Below are 25,100 nucleotides of genomic sequence, written 5' to 3'. Positions count from 1 at the left end.
TCCGCATCGTCTCTGAAGCCCGCCCGAAGACTCAAGATTTTTCTGACGCATCGGCTGCGCTTCGGGCAACGCTCTCGAGCCCCAATGGCGTACCGGGGGAAGTGCCCTGGCCGGCGACTATCGGTAGCCGCCGGCGCGTGGACCAGCCGAAGTAGCCGAGGCCTCGCCGCCGCGTTGTTGGCGGGGATGGAGTCAGCCGCCGTTGCCGGGCCTGAACGGGCTCACTTGCGGAACCGACGCCTTCCCTGTGTTGGAGACCCTTCCGCCGGTCCATCGGACTGTGATGGACTTCGTCTCGTCGGGCGGGGTAACGAGTACGGCCGCCGGTGTCACGGTGGTGGCCCCGGAGAGCGCCGGATTGGTGAATGTCAGCGACGACCACGCGCTTGCTCCCGGCGTAAGCGTCACGACCACTTTCTCCTGCCCGGTACTCCGAACGGGGTCCGGTGCGACGGCATCACCGGCACCGTTGACGAACGCAACACCCGGGAAGCCGTACACCGTGCACGTGTGGTGGGAACCGTTGGTCAGGACGACAGCGAAGTTCTCCTGCCCGGCTCCGGGGTGGTCAGGGCCGATGGACGCCCGCAGTTCCGAGCTGTGGCATCGGGTGCTCGCCGGCACAGCGGGGACCGATCCTGCCGTCCCGGTGCCCACGGACGCGGTCGGGGTCGGGGTCGGGCTCGGCGTCGGGGATCCGTCCGTTGGACCGCCGCTACTGCCGGTTGCAGGCGAGGGGCTCGCGGAGTTGTCCGTGCCCGGGCCGCTGCCCGCGGTGCCGTCGTCGGCGCTCGCGCACCCGGTCAGCGCTGCGGCGAGCGCCGTGCAGCAGGCGATGGCGGCGAGTAAAACTTTACGGTGTGTCATGTATGTTCTTCCTTCCTCGAAAAGGCTGGCGGCAAAGGGCCTGCCCGCAAAGTTGGCGATCAGGCCGCTGTGAGAGACTGCGGTACTCAACGGGGCCGGGACCCGTCCCGGATGTGCGGCCCAATGGCAGTGCCCACCACTCGGGCTTGTCCGTGCTCTGTTCGATCAAGGAACCGATGATGATACGCCGAGTGGAGAATTCATGATCAACGTTCGTCTTTCCACGACGATGGGCGACATCGTGCTCGCGCTTGACGATGTCAAAGCGCCCCTGTCGGTCGCGAACTTTATGAGTTACCTCAACAGTGGCCACTACAAAGGAACGATTTTCCACCGGGTGATCAGCGGATTCATGATTCAGACCGGTGGGTTCGACACCGACATGCGCATAAAGCCCGCCCCCCAGAAGGTGCAGAACGAGGCGCGCAACGGGCTCAAGAACGTCAAGTACAGCGTGGCCATGGCCCGGACCTCCGATCCGCACTCGGCCAGCGCGCAGTTTTTCATCAACACGGTCGACAACGCCTTCCTGGACTACCCGGGGCAGGACGGCTGGGGCTACGCGGTCTTCGGCGAGGTCGTGCAGGGGCATGAGGTCGTCGACAAGATCGGGCAGGTCCAGACGGGCGCGCAGGACGTGCCCCGCGAGCAGATCGTGATCGACTCCGCCGAGGTCGTGGCCGGCGCGGAATGACCGTCTGCTGACCTTCCGGGTTGGGACGCCCGACAGGCTCTGAGCCCCACCGTCGGCCCGTGACGCGTGCTGCATGCCTGTCACGGGCCGACGGCCGTCAGTCACCGGCGGACGCCGGTACGGCCCGTGCGGGAACGGCGTCCCCTCAGCGCGTACGGGCAGTGACCGGCAGATCTTCCTCGGGCTGGGCTCGCCCTGCCAACCGGCACACCCACTTGCGCGTCTCGCCCTCCGCGGTCACCTTGGTCTGCCATTCCGGCTCGGAACTCGGCTCGTCACCCGCCGCCTCGGGTTCACCGATGTGCAGGCGCCGCGCAGCCGACGTAAGCAGTGTCGTTTCGGCAATGAAGTCGCTGGGCCATCCGAGTGGGTTCGTGGCTGCCAGTCTGGCGCGGGTGCCTGCGGACTGCGTAAATCCAGGGTTGTGATCAAGAACCTCGTGCGACGCGGCCTTCCCGCGCTCGCCCTCGCAGCCCTGCCCGTCCTGGCCGCCGTTCCCGCCGCTGACGCCGTGGGAAGCAGCCAAGCCGTCCGGAGCACGCAGACCCACGCGGCACTCCGGAGCGACGCCCACTTCTACCCGCCCGCCACCCTCTTCAGGAACCAGGCCTGGACCTCCGGCAACGGCCGTACCGTCCTGCGTGTCCAGAGCGACGGCAACGTCGTCGTCTACAAGGACGGCCGCCCCGTCTGGCAGGCCCCGAACGTCTACCCCAACGCCGACCGCCTGGTCATGCAGGAGGACGGCAACCTCGTCGTCTACAACCGGGCCGGCGATCCGCTCTGGGCCGCCGGCACCTGGCACAAGGGCCGGTACCTCTCCGTCCAGGACGACGGCAACGTCGTCGTCTACGACAGCGCGAACCGGCCCGTCTGGGCCACGAACACCGGCGACTGAGCGACGTTCCGCGTACGACAAGGGCCCGGACAGCCGTCCGGGCCCTTGCCCATGTCTTCCACTGGTCTTTGCGAGTCGCCGGGCGATGTCGTGCAGCTGCTCAATGCGGGGGACTGGCCCGTCGTCCGGCAGGAACCAGGCCCGCAGGCCGGCCCAGCGAGCCCGTCGGCTCTCCACGGCGAACCGTCCTTGCTTCCAATGCCGCTCTCCACGGCTTCCTGCCCGGCAGAAGCTTCCGGCTGACGCTCACGTTCGACGCTTCACCCGGCCGCCTTCGCATCGACGTCACCGACGCCCGCGGAGATCGGTGGCCGCTGGTTCAACCCCCGGGCGCCGCAACCGAAACCCTCCACACCGGCGGTCGCGGCCTCGCGCTCGTCGCCGCGCTCTCCGATCACTGGGAGACGGTACCCTATCCGCCCAGCGGCAAGACCGTCCGGGCTGAACTGACCACTCCGAACTGCGGATGAGTTGAGTCGGCCGGACGCCATCCAAAAACCGGCCACCCCGCCTGATCACGCGTTGACGTCGCCAACCCGTCCCGGTGCTTGGCCGCCGCGGCCAGGATGGCCAGCCGTTTACGGACTTCCGTCCGGCCCATTCCTTGCCTTCCGGCAGCTTCACCTGCTTGGCCTTCGGCAGTGGCTTCGGCCGGGCCGCCGCCTGCGCGGGGCTCCCGCTACCAGGCCCGACAAGGTCCGGGGAGACAAGGCCTCGTCCAGCTCGCGCACGCCTCAGAACGCTCCTGGGCAATGCAGCCGCATACCGAGCGAGTCGCGCCCAGCCCGCCGGCATGAACGACACATGGCGGTGAACGGGTACGGACCTCAGGTTCCCAGGACCCACCGAGCCATCGCGATCGCGCTGAGGATCAGTGGCGGCCCCAGCCACCAGGGGCCCATCGCGCGCCTCACCGTGGGAGGGGCGACCGTAACGAGCAGTCCAAGCACGCTGACTGCGATGGTGAGCCAGCACATCAACGCGATCGCACCGTAGGCGTCCTGGTCCCAGCTCCCGGAGGGGCGGGTGATCAGCGCCGTGTAACAGCAGAAGGCCGCGATCGCGTAGAGGATCGTCAACGGCACGGCCATGATCCGTCGAAGGCAGCCGCTGTCGCCCCCGGGCACAGGTGTGGTTTCGAACTGGTCGGACATCAGCGCAGAGCACCCCTGGCGTTCTCGAGGTCGTTGTTGAATCCCCGGCCGTACGCCTGGGCCTCGTCCACTTCCCAGTAGGGACCGCCGTTGTACCGCGCGGCAAGTTCTTGGCGCTGGGCGGACGTCATCTCACCCGCCGGCACGTTGGCGAACTCACTCTCCGCATTGAGTTGGGCCAGGTACTCGGACGCGATGAAGATGTTCTGACCGGGGTCCTGGAGGGACTCCTCCACAACGGCGCGCTGGTGTTCGGTGAGGTTGTCCGGATCATAACCGAGCACTTCAGCACCTCGTCGGACCTGGATCGCGATGGGTCCAAAGGAGGTCTCATCGGGGCTGCCACCGAGACGGTCCGGCAGATTCTCCGGCGAGATGGGGCTCAGCCCCCAGGGTGCGTCGGCCTGCTCACGGATCGTGTCGACCACGTCGTCCGCGTACCCCGGCTGGCCTGCGATCTCCTGCCATGCGATGCCCGTGACCATGTCCGGAGGCAGTCCGGAGCTCTTCGCCGCAGCCTGGATGATCTCCTTGTTCGCCGCGATCCACTCCTTCTTCTCCTGGTCCGAGGACGGAGGAAGCCAGTAACCGTCCTTCGCCTGAGGCAGGTTGGCGAGCTGCGTTCTGATGTCACGAAGCGTCGGCGAGACCGGAGCACTGCCGACCTGTGCCGTGTAGTCCTGTTTCGGTCCGCTGCCGGGCAGATGAGTCAGAGGGTTGCTGCTGGCCTCGTGGGCCTCGCGCTGCATGGCGACGATGGCTGAGAAGACGTCCACGCGCGGGACGTTCCGCAATCGGAATTCCGGAAGCAGGTCGTAGGCCTGCTTCATTCCGTGTACGCAGATGTCACGCGCCTCCTTCTCCGTTGTCTTGGCGAGGTGAAAATTGCCCCCCGCAGCGCTGTGCCAGTGCGTCTTCTTCTCAGCCCGCTCGGCGGGCTCGTCAGCCTCTACCAGCATGTTGCGTATTCTGGTGAATTCATCGGCGTTCCGCTCCACGAGGGCCGGGTTGCAGCCCTCCAGGAACTCGACGTCACTGCGGTGACTCAGCCCGCTCAGAGCAAGGCCGCGATCAGTTCGCGGAGTTGAGGGGCTTCTCCGCCGCCGGGAGCGTCGTGCCGTCCAGGCGGTGACAGGGCACAGGACAAGTCAATTGACAGTGTCAACAGGTAGGCTCAGCGGTGTTCGCGAAGGCCCCACCTCGCACGGAAGGTCACCCATGTCACAGCCCGACCGTCTCCCCGGCGCGCCCGACTTCCGGATCAAGCTGCCCAAGGACGGTGGGGAGGCGCACGGGCATCTGCTCACCGAGTTCGGCGGGAACGGCACGCACAAGTTCCTCCTGCACGAGGGGTCGATAGTGATGCCGGAGGCATCGCCGAGCATCGGTGACCACGCGCGCCGGATCCGTGCGGAGTCGCGGGCGAGCGGCGCGCTGGTCGACGCCCCGGTGGATCCGGCTCGGCCGGAGGTACCGCCGCGATGGGTCGCCACGCGTGCCATCCCGTGCAACTCCTCTTCCTCCGCCGCCGCGTTGGTGTACGGCTACGATGCCTCCGGGCCGGAGTCCTGGCGAACCGCCGAGGGCCACCCGCTCGCCGACTACCTGTCCACCGGCTGGCGCCCTCCGCGCAAGGCGTGGCTGGTGCGCGGCAACAACGTCTCGGGGCACAACCTGGTGCGGCAACTGTGGCTGAAAGAGGGGTTCGTCTCGCTCTCCGGTGCGCATCTGCCGCCCCTGGAGGAGACCGATCCGACCAAGAGCACACTGCGTCGCTTCGTCGAGGACGGGTACGAGGGGGCGGCCTCGTACCACCAGAAGCGCGGTCTCGTCGACGAGTTGCACGGATTCCTGACGCAGATGCGCGTCGGCGACACGGTGGTCACCATAGGCGACGGCCAGCTTCATCTCGGACGGATCACCGGGGAGGCCGTACAGACCGGTTCCCCCGGTGGCTTGTCCAATCTGCGGCGGGCGGTCGCCTGGGAGTCCGGCAGCCACCCGTACGAGGAACTGCCGGAGGAAGTGCGGCAGAAGCAGTCCGTGCAGCATGATGTCGTCGACCTGACCGGTGTCCTGGAGGCGCTGGACGGACTCGCCGCGCCCGCCGGCCCCGACCTGCAACCCGTCACCGAGCGGACCGCGCCCCGGGAGCTGTCCCTGCCGGACGTGACCGATGCCCTCACCGCCGAGCTCCTCGTCCACGAGAAGGAATGGCTTGAGGATCTGCGTGAACTGCTTGTCGATGAGCGGCAGTTGGTCTTCTACGGTCCGCCCGGCACGGGCAAGACCTATCTGGCGATGAAGCTGGCCGAGCACTTCGGCGGCGGTCCCGAGCAGGTCAAGATCGTGCAGTTCCACCCGTCGTACGCCTACGAGGACTTCTTTGAGGGGTTCCGGCCCGTGGAGGACGACGAGACACACGAAGTCGCCTTCCGGCTGACGGCGGGGCCGCTGCGGGAACTCGCCGATCTCGCCTCCCGCGAGGGCAATCGGCACGTCCCGCACTTCCTGATCATCGACGAGATCAACCGGGCCAACCTCGCGAAGGTCTTCGGTGAGCTGTACTTCCTGCTGGAGTACCGGACACGGTCCGTCCGTCTCACCTACTCCGGGGACGATTTCGCGCTGCCTCCCAACCTGTTCGTGATCGGCACCATGAACACCGCCGACCGGTCGATCGCCTTGGTGGACGCGGCGATGCGTCGCCGTTTCGCTTTCGTGGAGCTGTCCCCCCGTACCGAACCGACCGCCGGGCTGCTCGGACGATGGCTGAAGAGCAAGGGCAAGGACGGGGAACCCGCTCGTCTTCTCGACGCCCTCAACGCCCGCATCGACGACCCGGACTTCGCCATCGGGCCGTCCTACTTGATGAAGCCGGGCGTGTACCGAAACGGCGGCCTCGACCGCACCTGGCGCACGAAGATCCTCCCGCTGCTGGAGGAACACCACTACGGCGAGGGGCTCGACGTCGCCGCCCGCTACGGACTCGACTCGCTGCGCGAGCAGCACTCGTGACCGCGTCCGTAACCGCGGTCGTGCCGGATGTGACGCTGCGCGAGTACGGGCCCTCGGTCTCCGTCCCGCTGGCCGCCGGGGCCGGGCGGGCCCTTGCTGCCGCGGGAATCCTGCAGAGCGTGACCCCGGCCCCCGGCCGGGAGGGGCACTGGCTGCTGCGGGCGGGCAGTCGGGTCGGCGCCGTGCGCACTCCCGGCGGTCCGGTCCTGCGGATCATGCCCAAGACCCCGGTGAGTCGGCTGTTCTTCCTCCTCGGCTTCAGCCTCGACCCGGCACGTGCCTGGCGCGACAGCCGGGAGGGCACCATCGACACCGGTGCTCACGACGATGTCGTCCCCGCGCTCGCGCACGCCGTGGAGCGGCAGATCGACGCGGCTCTGCGCCGGGGGGTCCTCCAGGGCTACCGCGAAGTGGAAGAGTCTGCACTGGTCGTGCGCGGACGGCTGCGCGAGGCCGAGCAGATTCGCCGGCACTTCGGCCGGACGCCGCCCGTGGAGATCACGTACGACGCGTTCACAGCCGACACCGCCGAGAACCGCATACTGCGCGCCGCCGTCGAGCAGTTGTTGCGGCTGCCGGGAGTCCCCGGTCCGGTCCGTCGGCGCCTCGCTCATCAGCGCCTGCGCCTCGCCGATGCCCAGCCTCTGATACGAGGCCAGGAACTACCACGTTGGCATCCGTCGCGTCTCAACGCGCGTTATCAGCCGGCACTGCGACTCGCCGAGGCCGTCCTGCGCGGCGCCTCCCCGGAGCACCGGCCGGCCGCCGCGGCCGAACCACTCGCCCTGGACGGCTTCCTGCTCGACATGAACAAGCTGTTCGAGGACTTCGTCACGGTCGCACTGCGCGAGGCTCTTCGTGAGCACGGCCTGACCGCGCGCCTCCAGGACCCCCACCACCTCGACACCGCAGGTCTGGTGGGGATGCGCCCCGACCTCGTCGTGCGCACCGGGGACGGTCGTACTCCGGTCGCCGTGGCCGACGCCAAGTACAAGATCGAGAAGGCCGACGGGCTCCTCAACGCCGACCTGTACCAGGCTCTCGCGTACGCCACGGTGCTCGGCCTGCGAGAGGCCCACCTCGTGTACGCGGCCGGACGACAACCGGAACGCTTCCACGAGGTACACGGAACGGCTGCCGGACAGGACCGGCGAGGAGTACGCCTGTACCAGCACACCCTCGACCTCTCGCGTACACCGGAACAACTCCTGTCGAGGATCCGGGAACTCGCCGGAAAGCTGGCCGCGGCAGCACCACATCCTCGATCATCGGACACCGCCACGCAGTAGGAAAGGGACATCAAGCACGACGCCGACCTGCTCCGGGAACGCTGCCTGCTCTTCGTCGCCTGCACCCGTGCACGCGAGTCACTGAGCGTGACATGGAACGGAACCCCAAGCCCGTTTCTGCCACGCCCGGCCTGAGCGGCCCGGGCGCTGACCTGTGCGGGACATCCGCCGAGGGGCACCCCGCACCGTGCTCACTCCTCCGGCGTCAGGGCGCCCGTGGCGAGGCCGTCACGGGCGACTTCGGCAAGCTGCCGACTCAGCTCGTCGACCTTGCGCATGCCCTCCTCGAACGCGGACAGGGCCCGGAAAGCGGATCCGTAGCGACGCTGCTCGTCGATGCCCATACGGGGGATACGTGACCCCCGGGTGTCAAGGCGGTACGTCCCACTGGCGCTCGTGGACCGGCGGGCGTTGACGGAGCTCCGCAGGAACCCCTGGAGGTAGTCCGTGTCGAGTCGCTCACTGGCCGAGACCGGCTCGGAGCCCTCGTATGCGACGAGTCCGGCGCGGGCGAGATCCGCGACACTGGTGGTCGCGCCGTCCAGCGAGCCCGGTCCGCCCCCGACAGTCAGCTCAGGCAGGAGGGCGGCGAGTCGGCGGATCCGGTCCTCCATTTCCTGACGTAGGGCCGTGTACTCACCGGGATAGTCGCGGTGCCGGGAGCGGAGGTGACTGCCGGGGGTGAGGTCGACGGTGTCGTCGAGGAGTTTGATCAGCGGCACGTCGGCGACCTGGTCGGGGCGTGGGTCCAGACCGCCGTCAGGGCTGTTACTGGACAGGTCGACCATGCGCACGGTGTGGTCCGTGTCCGCGCTCCCCGTGTTCTCAGGGCGCTGCAGACACCACAGGTGGACGGGCAGGGCGTGAGAGGTAGCCGTCCCTGGCGGCAGGGCGATCACTTGGCGCAGGATGCCCCGGCGTACGAGTTCTGCTCGGATGCGGCGGCCTGCCTTGCGGTAGGCGACTGAGGCAGGCATGACCATGAGGACTTGGCCGCCGGGCTCGGCGTGCGCATACGCGTGCTGGAGCCAGGCAAGCTCACCTTCGGCCTTGGACGGGGTACCGAGCTCCCAGCGTGAGTCGAGCAGAAGCTCCTCTCGCCCCCACTCGGTCACACCGGCCGGCGGGTCGCAGACGACGAGGTCCGCCTTGAAATCCGGCCATTCGTCCGCGCGCAGGGAATCCCCCGCCACGATGCGGACTCCTGATCGGCCCAGGAGGTCGGCGCGGAGTTGCGCGAAACGAGCGCTGTCAGCGTCCACCTCCTGACCGTAGCAACGCGTGCCCGCCTGGGAAGCGACGGACAGGAGCAGCACCCCGATTCCGCAGGCGGGATCGAAGACCGTGGCATCGGAAGGAAGTTCGGGAGCAAAGTGGCAGACGGCACGCACCACGCGCTCGGGAGTCACCTGGTCCGATCCCGCGCGCCGAGCGGAGTCCATGAACCGTTCGGTCAGTCCGTTCACGAGTTCGGGGGGCGCTGCGGTTCGGGCGAGCCCTCGCACCCGAGGGGCGACGTCATCCGGCAGTCCCGGCGCAGGCTTTCCAGCCAGCGCCGCGGCCACCTCTGCCAGGCCCGCCACCATCTGTTCCCCGTACGCGGCCCGTAGGGCCTGCCACAACTCGACCTCGGGTGACATCTCCTGGCCTTTGCGCTGCTTGTCCAGCCATTCCTGGACCTCGGCGAGCGCGAAGAGCGGACTGTTCGCGGCGCCTCCCGCCTGCGCAGGGAAGTCGTCGTAGCGCCGACGCCAGTTGGAAACAGCAGCCCGGGTGACGCCGGCCAGTCGAGCGATCTCGGCGCCGGTGACAAGAGGGCCGACCGGTGAAGCTGCATGGTCCGCCATGCGCCCAGCGTACACGGACCACCATCACCGCTCCAGAGGGAAGTCCGTTGACAACATAAACGACCCTGCCATGCACCCCCCACCGCTCCGTGGACCACTCATGCGCCCCCCTGCCGACCGACCTGTAGGTAACCGCACCGATGGTGCAGACCACTGCACAGGGCGCCGGCTGCCGGCGGACTGATGACCGTCGTCCTCGCTGTGCCCTCTGTGGCAGCCTGACTCCGGCCGCCCGCCTCCAGCAGCTCGAGCAAGAGCGTGACGCGACGGACCCGTCCCCACGGCCTTCGTGCCGGGCATGCCTTCCCTGGCAGGATCACATGCCCGGCCGAAGGCCGCCCGCGGGCACCGGGTGCGCCACGGTCACCGGTCCGAGCGGCCCGCTCGACAAGCTGCGCGGTCGTGTGCCAGGCCCGGAGGGGGAGTTGGCGTGAGTGCGTTCAGTCCCTTGCCGTTTCCTCGATTGCCGCCGGTCGCTGCTGTGCGGCGTGGATGCGGTCGATGTCGAGCTTTGAACTGCGGTCGAAGCGGTAGATGCCGTTGCGTTCCTGGAAGACGTCGGTCAGCTGGGTGTAGCAGTAGCCGAACATGTCGCGATCGTCGAGGAGCACGCTGGTGAGGCCGGCGAAGCGGGCGTAGAACTCCTCCTCGTCGCGGACGCGTTCGCCGTAGCCCCAGGACTCTGTGCGGTCCTCGCCGGACTGGGCGGCCGCATCGGGGTCCCACCAGATGCCACCGAACTCGCTCACCAAGTACGGCTGACCACGATACGGCAGCGACCAAGGGACGCCGCTCTCATGGGCGTTGATGAACGGGGCGTCCTTCGCCAGCCCCGACATCAGCGCGCGGAACGCTTCGGGGTCCTGCTCGTAGTGGTGTGAGTCATAGATGTCGGTCTCGGCGACGCGGTGGGCGTAACCGGAGGCGTCGATCACCGGGCGGGTGGTGTCCATCGCCTTTGTGGCCAGGAACATCGCGTGGGTCACCGCGTCGAGCTGGGTGAGGCGATCGTGGAGCTTCTGGTAGGTCTCGTTGAGTGGGCACCAGCCGATGATCGAGGGGTGGGAATAGTCACGCTCGACGGCTTCCAGCCACTGGGCCACGTACGAGGCGTCGGGCTGCTGGTTGTCGCCCGAGGAGCCGCCGACCTCGCAGCCCCAGTCGCCGAACTCGCCCCAGACGAGGTAGCCGAGACGGTCGGCGTGGTAGAGGAAGCGCTCCTCGAACACCTTCTGGTGCAGCCGGGCCCCGTTGAAGCCGGCCGCCATGGCCAGCTCGATGTCCCGCACCAGGGCATCGTCGGTCGGCGCGGTCATCAGCCCGTCCGGGTACCAGCCCTGGTCCAGGACCAGACGCTGGAAGACCGGACGGCCGTTGAGCAGGACGGCCTTTCCACGCACTCCGACGGCACGCAGGCCCGCGTAGCTCGCCACGCTGTCGACCACCTGACCGTTCGCGTCGAGGAGTTCCAGCCGCAGGTCGTACAGGTGCGGGTCTTGGGGGCTCCACTCGCGGCGCCGTCCGTCGGGGACGGGCAGGTAGAGGCGCGGGGCCAGGTCCAGGTCGGCGCGAGCGTCGGCGCGGCTCACCTCACCGCCGGCGTCGCTGAGGACCGCGCGCACCCGGTGGCCGAGGCGGTTTCCGGACAGCGGCAGTTCGAGGTGGAAGGCGGAGCCGGCCAGGTCGGGAGTGATGCGCGGGCGCCGCAGGTGGACGTCGGGGACGGGCTCCAGCCAGACGGTCTGCCAGATGCCGGTGACGCGAGTGTAGTTGCAGTCGTGGTTGGCGTACTGGATCGCCTGCTTGCCGCGTGCCTGCGGTCCGGACTTGGGGTCGCGGGCCCGGACGGTGATGACGACCTCCTCACCGCCGCCCGCGATGTCACCGAGGTCGGCGGTGAAAGGGGTGAAGCCGCCGCGGTGCCGGGCGACCTCCTTGCCGTCGGCCCACACGGTGGTGTCGTAGTCGACCGCTCCGAAGTGCAGCAGTACGTGACGTCCGGCCCATCCGGCGGGCAGGGCGAGGGCGCGTCGGTACCAGACGGCCTCCAGGAAGTCGGTGTCGCCGATGCCGGACAGCTCGGACTCGGGCGGGAAGGGTACGAGGATCTCGTCGCGCAGCTCGCGGCCGAGCAGGCCGCGTTCGAGCCCGCTGTCCCCTCGGTCGGTCTCGAACTGCCAGGCGCCGTTCAGGTTGAGCCAGTCGCGCCGCACGAACTGCGGTCGCGGATACTCCGGGCGCGGTACGGAGGGGGTGGGCACACATGCTCCAGTCGATCGGGGACCGGCGGGATGCCGCCGGCCTGTGAGTACGGCGAGGGAGTGAGGTCAGGAGCCGCCGAGGCCGGTGGTGGCGACGGAGTCGACGATGCGGCGCTGGAAGAAGAGGAACACCACGATCAGGGGCAGCGCCGCCAGCAGCGCCGACGCCATGGACTGGGCGTACCGGATGCCGAAGGCGTCCTTGATGGTGGCCAGGCCGACGGGCAGGGTCATCAGGTCCGGGTCGTTGGTGACGATGAATGGCCACAGGAAGTTGTTCCACGCCCCGATGAAGACGAAGATCGCCACGGCGGCGACGATGGGCCGGGACAGCGGCAGCACGACCGACAGGAAGACTCGGAGCTCGGAGGCCCCGTCCATCCGGGCCGCGTCCTCCAGCTCCCGGGGGATGCCGTCGAAGAAGCGCTTGAGGATGAAGACCATCATGGGCGCGACGACCTGCGGAAGGATGACCGCGGCGTAGGTGTCCACCAGGTTGAAGAGCAGCATCTGCTCGAAGAGTGGTACGACGAGCAGTTGCGGTGGGACGAGGATCGCGGCGACGGTCACCGCGAGCAGGATCCGGCGACCGCGGAAACTGCCGCGCGAGAAGCCGTATGCGGCAAGCGTGGAGACCACGACCGTGATGAGGGTGACGAGCCCGGCGATGAGGAAGCTGTTGAAGGCCCAGACGGTGACGTTCCCGCGTTCCAGGATCTGCCGGTACGCCTCGGTTGTGAACGGGCCCTTGATCGGGGACAGGCCGGGCGATGCCGCGTCCTGCTCGCTCTGCACCGAGGTGGCGACCGCCCAGACGAACGGCAGCAGCCAGACGGCGGCCAGGACGGCCAGCGCGGTGCCGGCCAGGACGCGCGGCAGCCGGCCGTGTCCGAGGAGCAGGGAGGATTCGGCAACTGCCAAGGGAGGACGGCGCCGCGGGCGAAGGGGTGTTGCGGTGGCGGACACGGTCAGTCCTCCTGGCGGAAGAGACGCAGTTGCACGAGCGAGACGACGATGACGAGGGCGAAGAAGAGGTAGGAGACGGCGGAGGCGTAGCCGAGCCGGAAGCCGGTGAACCCGACGTCGTAGACGTATTCCAGGACCGGGCGGGTCGAGCCGTTGGGGCCGCCCTTGGTGAGGATGTAGATCTGGTCGAACACCTTGAGCGAGGCGAGGATCTGGAGCATCGCGACCAGCGCGGTGGTCCGGCGCAGTTGCGGCAGGGTGATGGACCACAGGCGCCGCCAGGCTCCGGCGCCGTCCAGCGCCGCGGCCTCGTAGTAGGTCGAGGGCAGGGACTGGAGCGCGGCGAGGTAGAGCAGGAAGTTGAAGCCGACCGTCCACCAGACGGTGAGGGTGGCGATCGACCACATCGCGACGGCTTCGTCGGAGAGCCAGCCGACGGGCTCCATGCCGATGGTGTCGAGGAATTGGTTCGCCAGGCCGAGTTCCGGCTGGTAGAGCCAGGTCCAGATGAGCGTCACCACGGTGACGGGCAGCAGGTAGGGGGCGAAGAAGGCCAGTCGCCACGCCCACTGCCCGGCGAGGCCGCTGTGCACCAGCAGGGCCATCGCCAGTGGGATCAGCACCAGCGGAACACTGGAGATGGCGGTGAAGACGACCGTGTTGCCGAGGCTGCTCCAGACGTCCGGATCGCCGAACGCCTCGGCGTAGTTGTCGAAGCCGATGAAGCTCGTGTCGCGCAGCGTCAATGAGCTGTCGGTGAAGCTCAGCCACAACCCATGCACGATGGGCCACACCAGGAACAGGAAGAAGACGAGCAGGAACGGCAGGACGAAGAAGAGGCCGCGGCCTTCTGTGGTCCGGCTGCCCTTGAGACCGATACGGCCCAGGCCGCCGGGGCGGTCGGAGGCCGGGCCGGTCACGGCATCGGCGCCGGGGGGTGCGGTGGTGGTCACGTGGGTCACTCCTTCTGCTCGTCAAGCCACCGGGTTGGGCTGCCGGAGCAGCGTGTCCGCCTCGCGGACCATCTGGCGCACCGCCTTCTCGGCGGACGTGTTGCCGAGCAACGCTGCCTGGAGCGGCTGACACATCCGGTTCTGGAAATTCGAAGCGGCCCCGGCGAACCAGTTCGGCGGGTCGAGCACCGCGACCTCTCCGGCGTCCGCGTAGGAGGACTGCGGGTCGAGGGCGGCGTACTCCGGCTCGGCCAGTACGGGCTGGTAGGCGGGGATGTGACCGGCGCCGGCCCAGGTAAGGCTCTGCTTGACCATCTCCGCGACATACCGGTGGGCCTCGCGGCGCCGCGCCGGGTCGGGGTTCGCCTGATGCGGGAGGACGAAGCTGTGGCTGTCCGTGTAGACGGCCGGCTTGTCGAAGACCTGCGGGAACCGCGCGGCGCCGAGGGGGATGCCGGACTTCTTCAGCGTCGGCAGTTCCCACTCCCCGAGCATGACCATGCCGCCGCGACCGCCGATGAAACCGGCTACCGCACCGTAGTAGTCCAGGTTGTTGGGGTTGGTACGGCCGTCGAACAGTTGCTGCATGAAGGCGACCACGCGGACGGCGGCGTCGACGTCGATCTGCGGCGGGCCGCCGTCCGGCAGAGTGAAGTCGGCCCCGGTCTGGGCGTAGAGGGCGGCGAACTGCCGCCAGGTCTGCGCCGTGTCGGTGACGTGGCCGAACAGGATGCCCTTCTGCCCGGTCGCCTCGGCGAGCGCCTTACCGGCGTCGAGCAGGGCGTCCGGGGAGCCCATCGGGGCCAGTTCACCCGAGGAATCGAGGAGACCCGCCTTGTCGGCGGCCTCCTTGTCGTAGAACACGATGAAGGGGTGGACGTCGAGCGGGATGGCGTAGACCGTCTTGTCATGCTGCGTCCGGGCCCAGACGGCTGGGGCGAAGTCCTGCTGGCTGACGCCGAATTCGGCGAGCAGGTCCAGGTCGAAGGGGTCGAGGAGGCCGCCGGGCGCAGAGCCGGCCAGTCGGGACAGGTGCATGATCGCCACGTCGGAGGCACGGCCGCCGGCGGCCGACATGGCCAGCTTGGTGTAGTACGACGGGCCCCAGTCCAGGATCGTCCGCTCCACCTCGAACCCCTGCGGGCCCTTGGAGACGGCCTTGATCATGTCGTCCATCAGCATGCCGTCGCCGCCCTGGAACAGGTCCCAGACGCTCAGCGCCGAGGCGTCGGCGGAGGCCGGTGAGGCGCAGCCGGACAGCGGGCCGGCGGCGAGCAGCGCACCTGCGGCGGCCGTGCCGTGGCGCAGCAGCCGACGGCGGGTGAGCCCAGGTGCCGCACCGGGTGCGGGCGCTGATGGTGAGGCGGAGAAGCGGGTGAACATCGCGGACCTTCCGACGGCCGGACACGCACGCCGGACCGACGGTGGACCACCCATGGGGACAGTGATCCACCGCCTGGGTCAGGCGGGGGCGCATCGGTCGAGCCGATGCGATGGCTCGTTTTTACATCGATGTACATTGGCTGTAAAGAGCCAGGGGGCGCGGCCGGAAATCGAGGGCCGAACGGACTGGATAGATCGCCGCCGATCCGCGACCTGCCGGGACCTATACTCAGCGGCGCGGAGGGGCAGGGAGGTTCCGGTGGCACGACCAAGGATCAAGGACGTCGCGCGGCTCGCAGGCGTGTCGGAGAAGACGGTGTCCAACGTCATCAACGACTACACCCACGTCTCCGACCGGACCAGACGTGCCGTCCGCGATGCCATCGAAGAACTCGGCTACAAGGTGAACCTGGCCGGTCGCCATCTGCGCCAGGGCCGCACCGGCATCATCGCTCTCGTCATCCCTGAACTGGACGTCCCGTACTTCGCCGAGCTCGCCCGGCATGTCATTCGCGAGGCGGAGCGGCGCTCCCTGACGGTGCTGATCCATCAGACCGCCGCGGATCGCGATCACGAGTTGGCGGCGCTGACCGGGTTCGGCTCCAGTTTCGTCGACGGAGTGATCCTCAGTCCGCTCGCCCTCACCCCCGACGACCTGCGCGACCGCGCGGGTGCCCCGCCCACCGTGCTGATCGGCGAGCTGCTGGAGGAAGGCGCCGATCACGTCGCCATCGACAACGAGAAGGCCGCACGGCAAGCGACCGAGCACCTGCTCCGCCTCGGCCGCCGCTCCATCCTGGTCATCGGCGGACGCAGCGACGCGGGCCTGGGTACGGCAGAGGCCCGCACCCGCGGCTACCGTGCCGCATTGGCGGAAGCGGGCATCGCCTTTGACCCGGCCGCCCTCCTGCCCGTCACGTCCTTCCGAATGCCGGACGGCGCCGAGGCGTTGGCCCGGAAGCTGAGCGAGGGCGCCCGCCCTGACGCCCTGCTGTGTCTCAATGACCAGTTGGCACTGGGCGCGCTGCGCACACTGCACGAGCACGGCATCCGGGTTCCCGAGGAGGTCGCCGTCATCGGCTTCGACGACGTCGAGGCCGGACGCTTCAGCGTCCCCACCCTGAGCACCGTGGCCCCCGACAAGGCCGCGGTCGCCCAGGTCGCCGTCGCACTCCTGCAACGCCGGATGGACGAGGGCGCGGGATCCACCGCGGCGGACGCCTCCTCGACCGGCGTGCGATCGCCTCAGGACCTGGTGGTGGCGCATCGGCTGGTACTGCGCGAGAGCACGGAGGGCGCCAGCGGGCTGCTGCCTGCGGGCTCCCGGCCGACGCCGGCCTGATCACTGCACCCTTTGCCGGCCACGCCAGGGTCAGCCTGGCCGCGGGCCGGGTGCCGTCCGTGCCTGGTGGGGGGCAGGGCTGCTTGTACACCGGCGTGAACGCGCAGGCGGATCCCACTCGGGAACCTCCGCGAAGCACTGGCGGCGTACCGGCGCGTCAACGCCGTGGCGGGGCGCGTGCCACAAGTCGACTGCCCAGACGTCTGGTGAGGGTGACCAACACAGTGGTGCGCGAGGTCTGGACAGCAGTCGAGGGCCGTGCTGTCATTTCGGCTGTCGCAGGCTTTCCAACGTTGAAAGAGCCGCCCGACCGCGTCCGTCCCGTCTTCCGTCATTCCTGCGACTTGGTCTTCCAGATGACCGGTCCTGGTCCGCGGCACCAGCGCGAGGAAGGGTTCGATGACAAGACAACACATCCGCCCACGGGCCAGACTGTGGGCGCTGCTGGCTACGGCCGCTCTCGTCGTTCCCCCGAGCGGTCTGGCCACCACCGCGTCGGCAGCGGAGCCGACCGGCAGCGCCTCAGCGCTCTCCACCGAAGCAGCCGACGTCGAGGTACACGGCCTGAAGGGCGAGTACTTCAGCATGTCGGCCCCAGGCGCACGGGACTTCGCCGAACTCGGCGGCGCGCTGCTCGACCCGCAAATCAACTTCTCCGGTCTGACCAGTACGTTCCAGGAGCTGACCGGCAAGACGGAGCACACGACCGCCCGCTGGACGGGGCAGATCGAGGCACCGGCAACCGGCGACTACACCTTCTACGCCATCGGCGACAACGGCTTCCGGCTCTACATCGACGGCGCGCCAGTCATCGACCATTGGGAGCCGGACTGGGACAGGGAGCAGACCAGCGCCTCGATCCGGCTGACCGCCGGCGAGAAGCACGACTTCCGCCTGGAGATGTTCCAGGACTTCGGTGGCTCCAACATGTTCCTGCGCTGGGCCGGCCCGGGCCTGTCCAAGCAGCTCGTGCCGATGTCGGCGTTCACTCCGCCCGCGGGCTTCGAGGTGTACCCGGTGGAGCTGTCCGTGGCGGCTGACGGACGGCGGCTGCGGGCCCGGTTCGCGGGCGGGGTCGGTGACCTCAAGGCGGTGAAGGACCACCTGAAGGTCGAGGCCGACACCACGGCCATGCCCCTGAAGTCGGTCACCGTCGCTCCCGGGGACCGCAACTCTCTGCTCGTTACGCTCGCCGAACCCATCCAGAAGAACCAGCAGGTGCGGGTCACCTACGACGGCGAGGGCGGCCTGACGTCCGGCGGCGAGACCGTACCGAAGGTCATCCGCTACGCCGACAACGCCTCCACCCACCGGCTCACCACCAAGTGGGGCGACGAGGTCGACAAGAACAACCCGCTGCCGGAATACCCGCGTCCGCAACAGGTGCGCTCCAAGTGGAAGAATCTCAACGGCCCTTGGCAGTTCAGCGGCGCCGAGGCAGGCGAGCAGCCGGTGTTCGGCAAGGACCTCGACGAGAAGATCGTCGTGCCGTACCCGGTGGAGTCGCAACTCTCCGCGCTGGAGCGGCACGAGGACCACATGTTCTACCGGAAGCTGGTGAACGTCCCCAAGGACTGGAAGGTCGGCAAGCGCAACCGGCTGAAGCTCAACTTCGGCGCCGTGGACTACCAGGCCCGCGTCTTCGTCAACGGCACCAAGGTCGCCGAACACACCGGTGGCTACGACGCCTTCAGCGCCGACATCACCGACGCTCTGAAGGGCACCGGCCCGCAGGAGGTCGTGGTCGCGGTCACCGACATGGGCGGCGCCGACCAGCCGATGGGAAAGCAGTCCACCAACCCGAGCGGCATCTTCTACACCCAGTCGTCGGGCATCTGGCAGACCGTCTGGATGGAGCCGGTCGCCAACGCCGCGATCGATACCGTTTTCTCCACGCCGGACATCGACACGAGCAGCCTCGCGGTGACCGTCCAGTCGGCCAAGGCCTCCGCCGGGGCCCATGTCGAGGCGGTCGCGCGCGACAAGAGCGGCAAGGTCGTCGGCAAGGTCAGCGGGCCGGCGAACAAGCAGCTGCGGCTGCCGGTGGCGAACCAACACCTGTGGAGCCCGGACGACCCCTACCTCTACGACCTCGACGTCAAGCTCACCGACGGCCGGTCGACCGACAAGGTCGGCAGCTACTTCGGTATGCGCTCCATCGGCATCGCGAAGGTCGGCGGCTTCCAGAAGCTGGTGCTCAACGGCAAGCCGGTCTTCTCCCTCGCCACCCTCGACCAGGGGTTCTGGCCCGACGGCCTGTACACCGCGCCGAGCGACGAGGCCCTCGCGTTCGATCTGAAGGCACACAAGGAGCTCGGCTTCAACGCCGTGCGCAAGCACATCAAGGTGGAACCGGCGCGCTGGTTCTACCATGCGGACCGGCTCGGCCTGCTGGTCTGGCAGGACTTCGTCTCCGGCAACATCACCAACGAGACCGGGCGGCGCGCCTTCGTCGACCAGGGCCGGGAGATGATGCGAGAGCACCACAACGCGCCTTCCGTGATCGGCTGGATCGTCTTCAACGAGGGCTGGGGCGAGTGGGATCGCACGGAGACCGGCGAGATCACCGAGGCCGTGAAGGAGGCCGACCCGTCTCGCGTCGTCAATGCCCATAGCGGCGTCAACTGCTGTAACTCCAAGGGAGATTCGGGCAAGGGCGACATCATCGACCACCACGACTACAACAACGTGGACCCGCCGTTCCCCGACGACAAGCGGGCGGCGATGGACGGTGAGCACGGCGGCTTCACCCTGCGCACTCCCGGGCACATGTGGCCGGGCGCCCCGACGGTGATCTACAGCGGTGTCGCCGACAAGGAGGCGCTGACCCGCAAGTACGTCGAGAACACCGAGAAGTTCTATCTCGACCAGGCCGGAGCCGAGTTGTCCGGTTCGATCTACACCCAGATCTCCGACCTGGAGAACGAACTCAACGGCCTGTACACGTACGACCGTCGGGAGATCAAGGTCGACCCGGTCCGAGTCCATGAGGTCAACCGCAAGGTCATCGCCGCCGGTGCCGCCGCGGGCGAGCGGCAGCCGCTGAAGGGCGGCGGGCACTGGGCCCTCGACGAGGGCACCGAGACCACCGCGAAGGACGACGGCCCGAACGCCAAGCCCCTGACGCTCACCGAGGGCACCACCTGGACGCCCGGCGTCAGCGGCAGCGCGCTGAAGTTCGACGGTCAGGGCCAGTACGCCGAGACCGACGGCCCGGTGCTCGACACCACCGGCAGCTACACGGTCTCGGCCTGGGTCCGGCTGGACGAACTCCCCGGCAACTACGCCACCGCGGTCAGCCAGGACACCCGACGTCAGGCCAGCCCGTTCTACCTCCAGTATGGGCAGGGCGCGTTCGCCTTCAGCACCCCGGGCGAGAACCGCGCCCGCCTGGTCGCCACACCGGAGAAGGGCCGCTGGTACCACCTGGTCGGCGTCCGCGACGGCACCGACAACACGATCAAGCTCTACGTCGACGGAAAGCCGGCAGCGACCGCCACCGGCGGCGCGGCCTACCCCAGCACCGGCGCCCTGGCCGTCGGCCGCGCCCAGTGGGGCGGCAACGACACCGACTTCTGGAACGGCGCGGTCGACGAGGTCCACGCCTATGACAAGGCGCTCACCGCGGAGGAGGTGAGCGCGCTCTACACGGACGAGAAGCCGTAGCGGTATCGGCTGCGCAAGGGCCCCGGCGGGACGCTGCTCCCCGCCGGGGCCCACTCGTTTCAGGTCACCGCGCGGGTGAGACCGCCACGTTGTCGAAGGTGGCGGCGGTTCCGAAGAGGCGTAGGCCGGTGGCACCGCTGCCGCACGTGCCGCCGGTGACTGGCGCAGATACTCGCCGGGGTAGTTGCGCGACTCGAAGCTGTACGTACAGGCGAGGACGAGGGGAACCGAACCCGCCGAGGCGGCATGACGGATGACCTCACCGTGCCGGTCGACCTGCGCGTCGTACTTGCCGTCGGCCGGTCAGCCCTGAGGCCCGTCCTTCGACGCCCCGCGCCCGAGAGTGCTCTCCCGCTCGACCAGACGGTAGCCCGCCGAGACACGGGGGGGTTCGGGTGCCTCACCGCCCAGCCGGGCGAGCACCGACTCCACGGCAAGTCGGCCGATGGCCTCCTTGTCCGGCGACACGGAGGTGAGCGTCACCGCGCCGAAGTGCCCCTCGACCACGTCGTCGAAGCCGACGACCGCGATGTCCTCGGGGACGCGCAGGCCGCGCTCGTGCAGGACGCGCATCGCGCCGATGGCCATCGGGTCGTTGTACGCGAAGATCGCGTCGGGGCACCGGCCGGCATCGAGGATGCGCCGCATGGCCGCCGCGCCGTCCGCATGCCCCCAGCCGTCGGTGGCGGCCACGAGCCCGTCGTCCGCCGGGAGTCCGGCGGCGGTGAGTTCCTCGCGCCAACCGCGTACGCGCAGTTGTGCGGGCTCGCTGCGGCCACGCCGGTCGCCGATGAACGCCACCTCCCGGCGCCCGAGGTCGAGCAGGTGCCGGACGGCGGTGCGGGCCGCGGCGACATTGTCGATGGCGATGTGGTCGTACGGCAGGTCGTAGTCACGCTCCCCGAGCAGCACCAGTGGAACGCTCTCCGCTCGGACGCGGAGGTCTTCGATCTCCAGCTCGATGGGGCTGAGGATGAGTCCGTCGATGACGCGTGCGCGGAAGCCCTGGCTGACCAGAAGTTCCTGTTCACGACGTCCGCCGGTGTGGTCGAGCAACACGATGTAGTCGTGGGCGGCGGCGGCATCGATGACGGCGGCGGCGAGTTCGGCGAAGTAGGGGTTGCCGAGTTCGGGCAGGGCGAGCGCGATCATGCCCGTGCGTCCTTTGCGCAGATGCCGGGCGGCCAGGTTGGGCCGGTAGCCGAGCGCGTCGATGGACCGCTGGACGCGTTCACGCATCGTGGGGGTGACGTGCTGGTAGTTGTTCACCACATTGGAGACGGTCTTGATGGAGACCCCCGCGTGGGCGGCAACGTCCTTGAGGCTGACCCGCACGGCATTCCCTTTCGAAGCGGCCCGACTCGGGTGGTCGGTGCGGGTACGGTGTCGTCACCGTGTGCCTGGCGCCGAGTCCTGGAGCATGACGTTTACAACGTTATACATCCGCCCTCATCGCACTGGCAAGGCGGCGAGCGCCCCCACCCTGCGCGTTCGGCCGGTCAGCGCCGGGGCAAGCGCTTGCTGCACGCACCGGAGCGAGCAGGCCTTTGAACCGCTCTGAAGAATGAGGGCATCGCAAAGTTGAACGGCTTCACGGAAGGGGGCGGAGAACTGGCCGTGGCCGTCCCTGGCAGAACGCCCGACGGGTTGGGGTGAGGGCAGCCCGTCGGGCGAAGCAGCCGGAACTCGATCTCGCCGCGGTGTCAGTGCCTCGTCGGCCGGGTCACCATGGGCAGCGAGACGAAGTCCGCGAGGGCCTGCTGGCCCGCGACGTTCACGTGCACTCCGTCGCCGGTGTCGTAGGCGGGGTTGATGCTGTTGGGCTTCACCGGGTCCTTCAGGACCTGGTCGAAGTCGAGCACTCCGTCGCAGGTACCGGAGCAGTCGCCGCCCTTGCGGACGAACGCGGCCACCTCGTGCCGGTGCCGGTTGGCGGCGTCGCTGTAGCCGGGGCGTGGGGTGATCGGGGTGACGTACACCTTGATGCCGGCCTGGTGCAGGCGCTTGAACGTTTCGCGGTAGCTGGCGATGACCTGCTCGGCGCTGCATCCGGCCGCGAGGTCGTTGGTGCCGTAGTAGAAGAGCACTGAGCTGACCCCGTGCAGGGAGAGCACGTCGCGCCCTAGGCGGGCCAGCGAGTCGAAGCCGCGGAAGTAGTCGGAGGTTCCTGGGCAGTTGGCGTAGCTGGTGGTGCCGATGATGCCGGCGTTGGCCACGGCGAACTGGCGGTCGGCGGGCAGCTCCTTGTGGATACGTCGCGCCAGGATGTCCGTCCAGCGCCGGTCGTTGCCCAGTTCGGTGCAGCCGGGGCCGCAATCGGTGCTACCGGTGCCGTCCACGACGGAGCTGCCGTACGCGACGAGCGTGCCCCTCAGATCCTTGTTGCGCACGTCCACCGCACTGACCAGGTAGGCGGACTGGACCTTCTCGGTGTACGCGTCCGCACTCTGGTCCGCCGTGTGGTCGCCGGAGCCGGGAGCGGACAGGTAGTTGGTGCGGAAGGCGGCGTCGTGGCGGCCCGCGCCTGCCTCGCCCTTCACGGCCAGGGAGACGGCCACGTCGTCCCCCGCTTCGGAGCGCAGCGGTACCGGGTCGCTCCAAGCCTCGCCGCCCGCCGGCACGAGGAAGCTGCTTCTCCCGTGGAATCTCACCTCCCGGGGCTTTCCTTCCAAGGCCGCGCTCTTGCCGTCGCTCGGCGCGACGGTGGCCGCGTCGACGACGAGCGGGCTCTTGCCGAGGGTGTTCTGCACGCGGATCCGCAGTGCGTCACCGCCCTGGCTGAGGTGGGTGATCATGCGAACGGACTGGTCACGCAGGGGAGTCGGGGCCAGGCTGTGCGGAGGGTTGGCCCACGCGGTGTGCCACCCAGCACGTGCCGGAGGCTGGGGTGTGCGGGACTCCTGCGTTTCGGCCACCGCGACACTCGCCGTACAGGTCAGCGCGGCCGCGAGGATGAGAGCTGACGAAGCTCGGAACATGAGCACTCCTCAGTGAAGTGAAGTGACGCGAGCGGGAAGGAGCGCGGAGTCCGCCAGGCCGGCGCCGGGGGCGCTGCGCATGCTGGACCGTCGCGAGCTCACTTGTGGGAAGACTGGAATGAGACCCTGGCGAGCAGCCAGGACTCGGAGACGGCGGTGGCACAGACTGGCGCGGGGCTTCTTCGTCCCAGTCCGATGGATACTCGCCCACGATCTGTTGAAGGGCCGGTGGGCGCCGGTGAACTGGCTGGTCGCCGGGCCCAACCCATTTGTCTCAGCTCGTTGTAAGCAGGCCACTTGTCCTCGGGAGGGAGTTCACTGCAGTGGTCGGGCACTTTCACAACAGGCCCAGTGGCCTCCCCTCGGCCTCGAAGGTGTCCGATCGAGGCCGAGGGAGCGATCACACGAGGCGTCGCCCTGCGGCTACGGCAGGCGACCAGTCGCGTAGTACGCCCGGCACACCGTGCCCTCGAAGTCGGTGGCGATCTGGAGGACCCGCCTTCCGTCTGCCGAAGGCAGCAGCGGTGAACTGTAGTTCTGGCAGTAGTTCACTTCAGGGTTCGGCACAGTCACCGGTGAGTCGATCGCGGTCCAGGCTCCGCTGCCGTTCCGCGAGTTGGTGAGGATCGTACGTCCGCTGCCGGCGGCGAGCGTGCCGTCCCGGTTGAGCAGGCGCTGCCCGATCAGCAGGATCCGCCCGTTGCCCCCGCCGCCCGGCGTGGGCGCCCAGGCGATGGTCGGGGTGGCGCGGAAGTACCTGCCGTCTGCCGTCTGGGGGCGGATGCCGAGGTCGGCGGGGTTTCCCCAGTTCCAGCCGTCGGCGGAGGTCCGGTAGTGCACGACGCACTGGTATTGGCCGCCGGGATTGCAGATCTCGTAGCTCATGAAGTAGGTGCCGTTCGGCAGCCGTCGCACCACCGGCATTCCGGGCCGGTCGGGCGCCCAGGTGCCGACCACGGTGTCGTGGTGTCCTTGCCAGCGCACTCCGTCGTAGCTGCGCGCGGCGACGAGTTTCTGGCTGTGCGCGGCGTCGGTCTCGTCGGAGTAGTGGCAGACCAGGGCGCCGTCGGCGGCCACGGAGAACTCCGGTTCCCACAGCCCGCCCGTTCCGCTCGCGACGGCGCAGGACGACAGGTAGGACCAAGTGCGGCCCACGTCGTTGCTCCGCCAGATCCGCAGCGCCATACGGCGGTCCTGCTCGTCCTGACCGGCGGAGGAGGCCCACAGCAGGGTACCGGCCCGCAGCGCGCCCACCTGGCGGGGCAGCTCGAACAGGGTGGTGCAGCAGAGTCCCTGGCCCGCCGCGGACTCAGGGTCGGCGACCCTGCCGACTTCGCGGAAGGTCGCCCCATAGTTCGCACTCTCGTGGATTGCTCCGATGCCGTTGTTGCCGTCAAAGGTGACGACGCTCGCGAGGATGCGCCCGTTGGCCGCACCGTTGTGCGCGAGCCGAATGACCCGCGGATACAGGCCCGTTCCGTCCCGCAGCGGTGTTCCGGTTGCCGTGGGAGAGAGTGCGGAGGCCGCCACGCCAGGGGCCACGGGCGAGGACGCAAAAGCCACCGCGCCGGTGGTCGAGGGGGAGGTGACGGCGGAGGTGGCCAAAAGCATGCTCAGTACGCCGGTCAGCGCGAGCACGAGGAGTCGACGCCGTCCAAGGGCACGCCGAAGTCGCAGGATCACCATGGTGCTCCTTCCGGGTGGGGAGATGCGGGTCAGGCTAAAGCGGAATGTACATCGATGTAAACTGGTGCGACGCAAGCCGTTCGCCAAAAGCTCGGCCA

18 protein-coding genes and 1 pseudogene are annotated in these 25,100 nt (G+C 68.7%); 7 read left to right on the top strand and 12 right to left on the bottom strand.

The window, feature by feature from the left end; genetic code table 11:
• Window positions 1–192: 192 nt before the first annotated feature.
• Entirely contained in the window at window positions 193–867 is a 675-nt protein-coding gene (locus tag ABT115_RS16240; RefSeq protein ID WP_351789444.1) for a DUF4232 domain-containing protein, read from the bottom strand.
• A 202-nt stretch (window positions 868–1,069) separates the two neighbouring features.
• Here ABT115_RS16240 and ABT115_RS16235 point away from each other — a divergent pair, with 202 nt between their 5' ends.
• A complete protein-coding gene (locus tag ABT115_RS16235) occupies window positions 1,070–1,561 on the top strand; it encodes a peptidylprolyl isomerase (RefSeq protein ID WP_351789441.1) in 492 nt (163 codons plus the stop codon).
• 424 nt (window positions 1,562–1,985) lie between these two features.
• Complete coding sequence (locus ABT115_RS16230) at window positions 1,986–2,459, top strand: hypothetical protein (protein ID WP_351789438.1); 474 nt, start codon at window positions 1,986–1,988, stop codon at window positions 2,457–2,459.
• Window positions 2,460–2,534: 75 nt separating this feature from the next.
• Here ABT115_RS16230 and ABT115_RS16225 read toward each other — a convergent pair.
• Window positions 2,535–2,636 (bottom strand): annotated as a pseudogene (locus ABT115_RS16225) (DUF2397 family protein); the annotation flags it as partial.
• 41 nt (window positions 2,637–2,677) lie between these two features.
• On the opposite strand from ABT115_RS16225, the gene ABT115_RS16220 reads away from it, so the two are divergent.
• Entirely contained in the window at window positions 2,678–2,929 is a 252-nt protein-coding gene (locus ABT115_RS16220; protein ID WP_351789585.1) for an ATP-binding protein, read from the top strand.
• Window positions 2,930–3,286: 357 nt separating this feature from the next.
• On the opposite strand, the gene ABT115_RS16215 is transcribed toward ABT115_RS16220, so the two are convergent.
• Both ABT115_RS16215 and ABT115_RS16210 read right to left on the bottom strand, forming a co-directional pair.
• Window positions 3,287–3,613, bottom strand: a complete 327-nt coding sequence (locus ABT115_RS16215) for a hypothetical protein (protein WP_351789435.1) — start codon at window positions 3,611–3,613, stop codon at window positions 3,287–3,289.
• A complete protein-coding gene (locus ABT115_RS16210; protein WP_351789432.1) occupies window positions 3,613–4,572 on the bottom strand; it encodes a hypothetical protein in 960 nt (319 codons plus the stop codon). The genes ABT115_RS16215 and ABT115_RS16210 overlap by 1 nt, the downstream gene beginning before the upstream one ends.
• Window positions 4,573–4,831: 259 nt before the next feature.
• Between ABT115_RS16210 and ABT115_RS16205 the strand changes: the two genes are divergently transcribed.
• Entirely contained in the window at window positions 4,832–6,631 is a 1,800-nt protein-coding gene (locus ABT115_RS16205; protein ID WP_351789430.1) for a DUF4357 domain-containing protein, read from the top strand.
• Complete coding sequence (locus ABT115_RS16200) at window positions 6,628–7,920, top strand: McrC family protein (protein ID WP_351789427.1); 1,293 nt, start codon at window positions 6,628–6,630, stop codon at window positions 7,918–7,920. The genes ABT115_RS16205 and ABT115_RS16200 overlap by 4 nt, the downstream gene beginning before the upstream one ends.
• A 191-nt stretch (window positions 7,921–8,111) precedes the next feature.
• Here the strand turns inward: ABT115_RS16200 and ABT115_RS16195 are convergent, their stop codons facing one another.
• The 5 genes from ABT115_RS16195 to ABT115_RS16175 form a co-directional block, all read right to left on the bottom strand.
• The gene (locus ABT115_RS16195) at window positions 8,112–9,767 is read right to left on the bottom strand and encodes an HsdM family class I SAM-dependent methyltransferase (protein ID WP_351789425.1); all 1,656 of its coding nucleotides are present in this window, start codon (window positions 9,765–9,767) and stop codon (window positions 8,112–8,114) included.
• 440 nt (window positions 9,768–10,207) lie between these two features.
• Window positions 10,208–12,028, bottom strand: coding sequence for a glycoside hydrolase family 2 protein (locus ABT115_RS16190; protein WP_351789422.1), 1,821 nt, complete (start codon window positions 12,026–12,028; stop codon window positions 10,208–10,210).
• A gap of 66 nt (window positions 12,029–12,094) precedes the next feature.
• Window positions 12,095–12,994, bottom strand: a complete 900-nt coding sequence (locus ABT115_RS16185; RefSeq protein WP_351789419.1) for a carbohydrate ABC transporter permease — start codon at window positions 12,992–12,994, stop codon at window positions 12,095–12,097.
• 2 nt (window positions 12,995–12,996) lie between these two features.
• Entirely contained in the window at window positions 12,997–13,947 is a 951-nt protein-coding gene (locus ABT115_RS16180; RefSeq protein WP_351789417.1) for a carbohydrate ABC transporter permease, read from the bottom strand.
• 21 nt (window positions 13,948–13,968) lie between these two features.
• Window positions 13,969–15,330 carry an extracellular solute-binding protein gene (locus ABT115_RS16175; RefSeq protein ID WP_351789414.1) on the bottom strand — a complete coding sequence of 454 codons (1,362 nt, stop codon included), beginning with the start codon at window positions 15,328–15,330 and terminating at the stop codon, window positions 13,969–13,971.
• Between the two features lie 259 nt (window positions 15,331–15,589).
• Between ABT115_RS16175 and ABT115_RS16170 the strand changes: the two genes are divergently transcribed.
• Window positions 15,590–16,672, top strand: a complete 1,083-nt coding sequence (locus tag ABT115_RS16170) for a LacI family DNA-binding transcriptional regulator (protein WP_351789412.1) — start codon at window positions 15,590–15,592, stop codon at window positions 16,670–16,672.
• Between the two features lie 399 nt (window positions 16,673–17,071).
• Complete coding sequence (locus tag ABT115_RS16165; protein ID WP_351789409.1) at window positions 17,072–20,338, top strand: LamG-like jellyroll fold domain-containing protein; 3,267 nt, start codon at window positions 17,072–17,074, stop codon at window positions 20,336–20,338.
• A gap of 303 nt (window positions 20,339–20,641) precedes the next feature.
• On the opposite strand, the gene ABT115_RS16160 is transcribed toward ABT115_RS16165, so the two are convergent.
• The 3 genes from ABT115_RS16160 to ABT115_RS16150 all read right to left on the bottom strand — a co-directional run bounded on the left by ABT115_RS16160 (window position 20,642) and on the right by ABT115_RS16150 (window position 25,002).
• Complete coding sequence (locus ABT115_RS16160) at window positions 20,642–21,673, bottom strand: LacI family DNA-binding transcriptional regulator (protein ID WP_351789407.1); 1,032 nt, start codon at window positions 21,671–21,673, stop codon at window positions 20,642–20,644.
• A gap of 368 nt (window positions 21,674–22,041) precedes the next feature.
• Window positions 22,042–23,316 (bottom strand): GDSL-type esterase/lipase family protein, encoded by a 1,275-nt coding sequence (locus ABT115_RS16155; RefSeq protein ID WP_351789404.1) that lies wholly within the window; start codon window positions 23,314–23,316, stop codon window positions 22,042–22,044.
• Between the two features lie 423 nt (window positions 23,317–23,739).
• The gene (locus ABT115_RS16150; protein ID WP_351789401.1) at window positions 23,740–25,002 is read right to left on the bottom strand and encodes an exo-alpha-sialidase; all 1,263 of its coding nucleotides are present in this window, start codon (window positions 25,000–25,002) and stop codon (window positions 23,740–23,742) included.
• Between the last annotated feature and the right edge of the window lie 98 nt (window positions 25,003–25,100).

The organism is Streptomyces sp. NPDC001832 (assembly GCF_040297265.1).
Classification (GTDB): domain Bacteria; phylum Actinomycetota; class Actinomycetes; order Streptomycetales; family Streptomycetaceae; genus Streptomyces.
Note: the sequence above shows the minus strand (reverse complement) of the source record. Positions and strands in the feature narration are given on the sequence as shown.

Excerpts from the sequence above, each read along its gene's own strand:
- ABT115_RS16165 (WP_351789409.1), top strand. The coding sequence starts at position 17,072 with ATGACAAGACAACACATCCGCCCACGGGCCAGACTGTGGGCGCTGCTG.
- ABT115_RS16240 (WP_351789444.1), bottom strand. The coding sequence starts at position 867 with ATGACACACCGTAAAGTTTTACTCGCCGCCATCGCCTGCTGCACGGCG.
- ABT115_RS16215 (WP_351789435.1), bottom strand. The coding sequence starts at position 3,613 with ATGTCCGACCAGTTCGAAACCACACCTGTGCCCGGGGGCGACAGCGGC.
- ABT115_RS16155 (WP_351789404.1), bottom strand. The coding sequence starts at position 23,316 with ATGTTCCGAGCTTCGTCAGCTCTCATCCTCGCGGCCGCGCTGACCTGT.
- ABT115_RS16175 (WP_351789414.1), bottom strand. The coding sequence starts at position 15,330 with ATGTTCACCCGCTTCTCCGCCTCACCATCAGCGCCCGCACCCGGTGCG.
- ABT115_RS16205 (WP_351789430.1), top strand. The coding sequence starts at position 4,832 with ATGTCACAGCCCGACCGTCTCCCCGGCGCGCCCGACTTCCGGATCAAG.
- ABT115_RS16150 (WP_351789401.1), bottom strand. The coding sequence starts at position 25,002 with ATGGTGATCCTGCGACTTCGGCGTGCCCTTGGACGGCGTCGACTCCTC.
- ABT115_RS16235 (WP_351789441.1), top strand. The coding sequence starts at position 1,070 with ATGATCAACGTTCGTCTTTCCACGACGATGGGCGACATCGTGCTCGCG.
- ABT115_RS16210 (WP_351789432.1), bottom strand. The coding sequence starts at position 4,572 with ATGCTGGTAGAGGCTGACGAGCCCGCCGAGCGGGCTGAGAAGAAGACG.
- ABT115_RS16195 (WP_351789425.1), bottom strand. The coding sequence starts at position 9,767 with ATGGCGGACCATGCAGCTTCACCGGTCGGCCCTCTTGTCACCGGCGCC.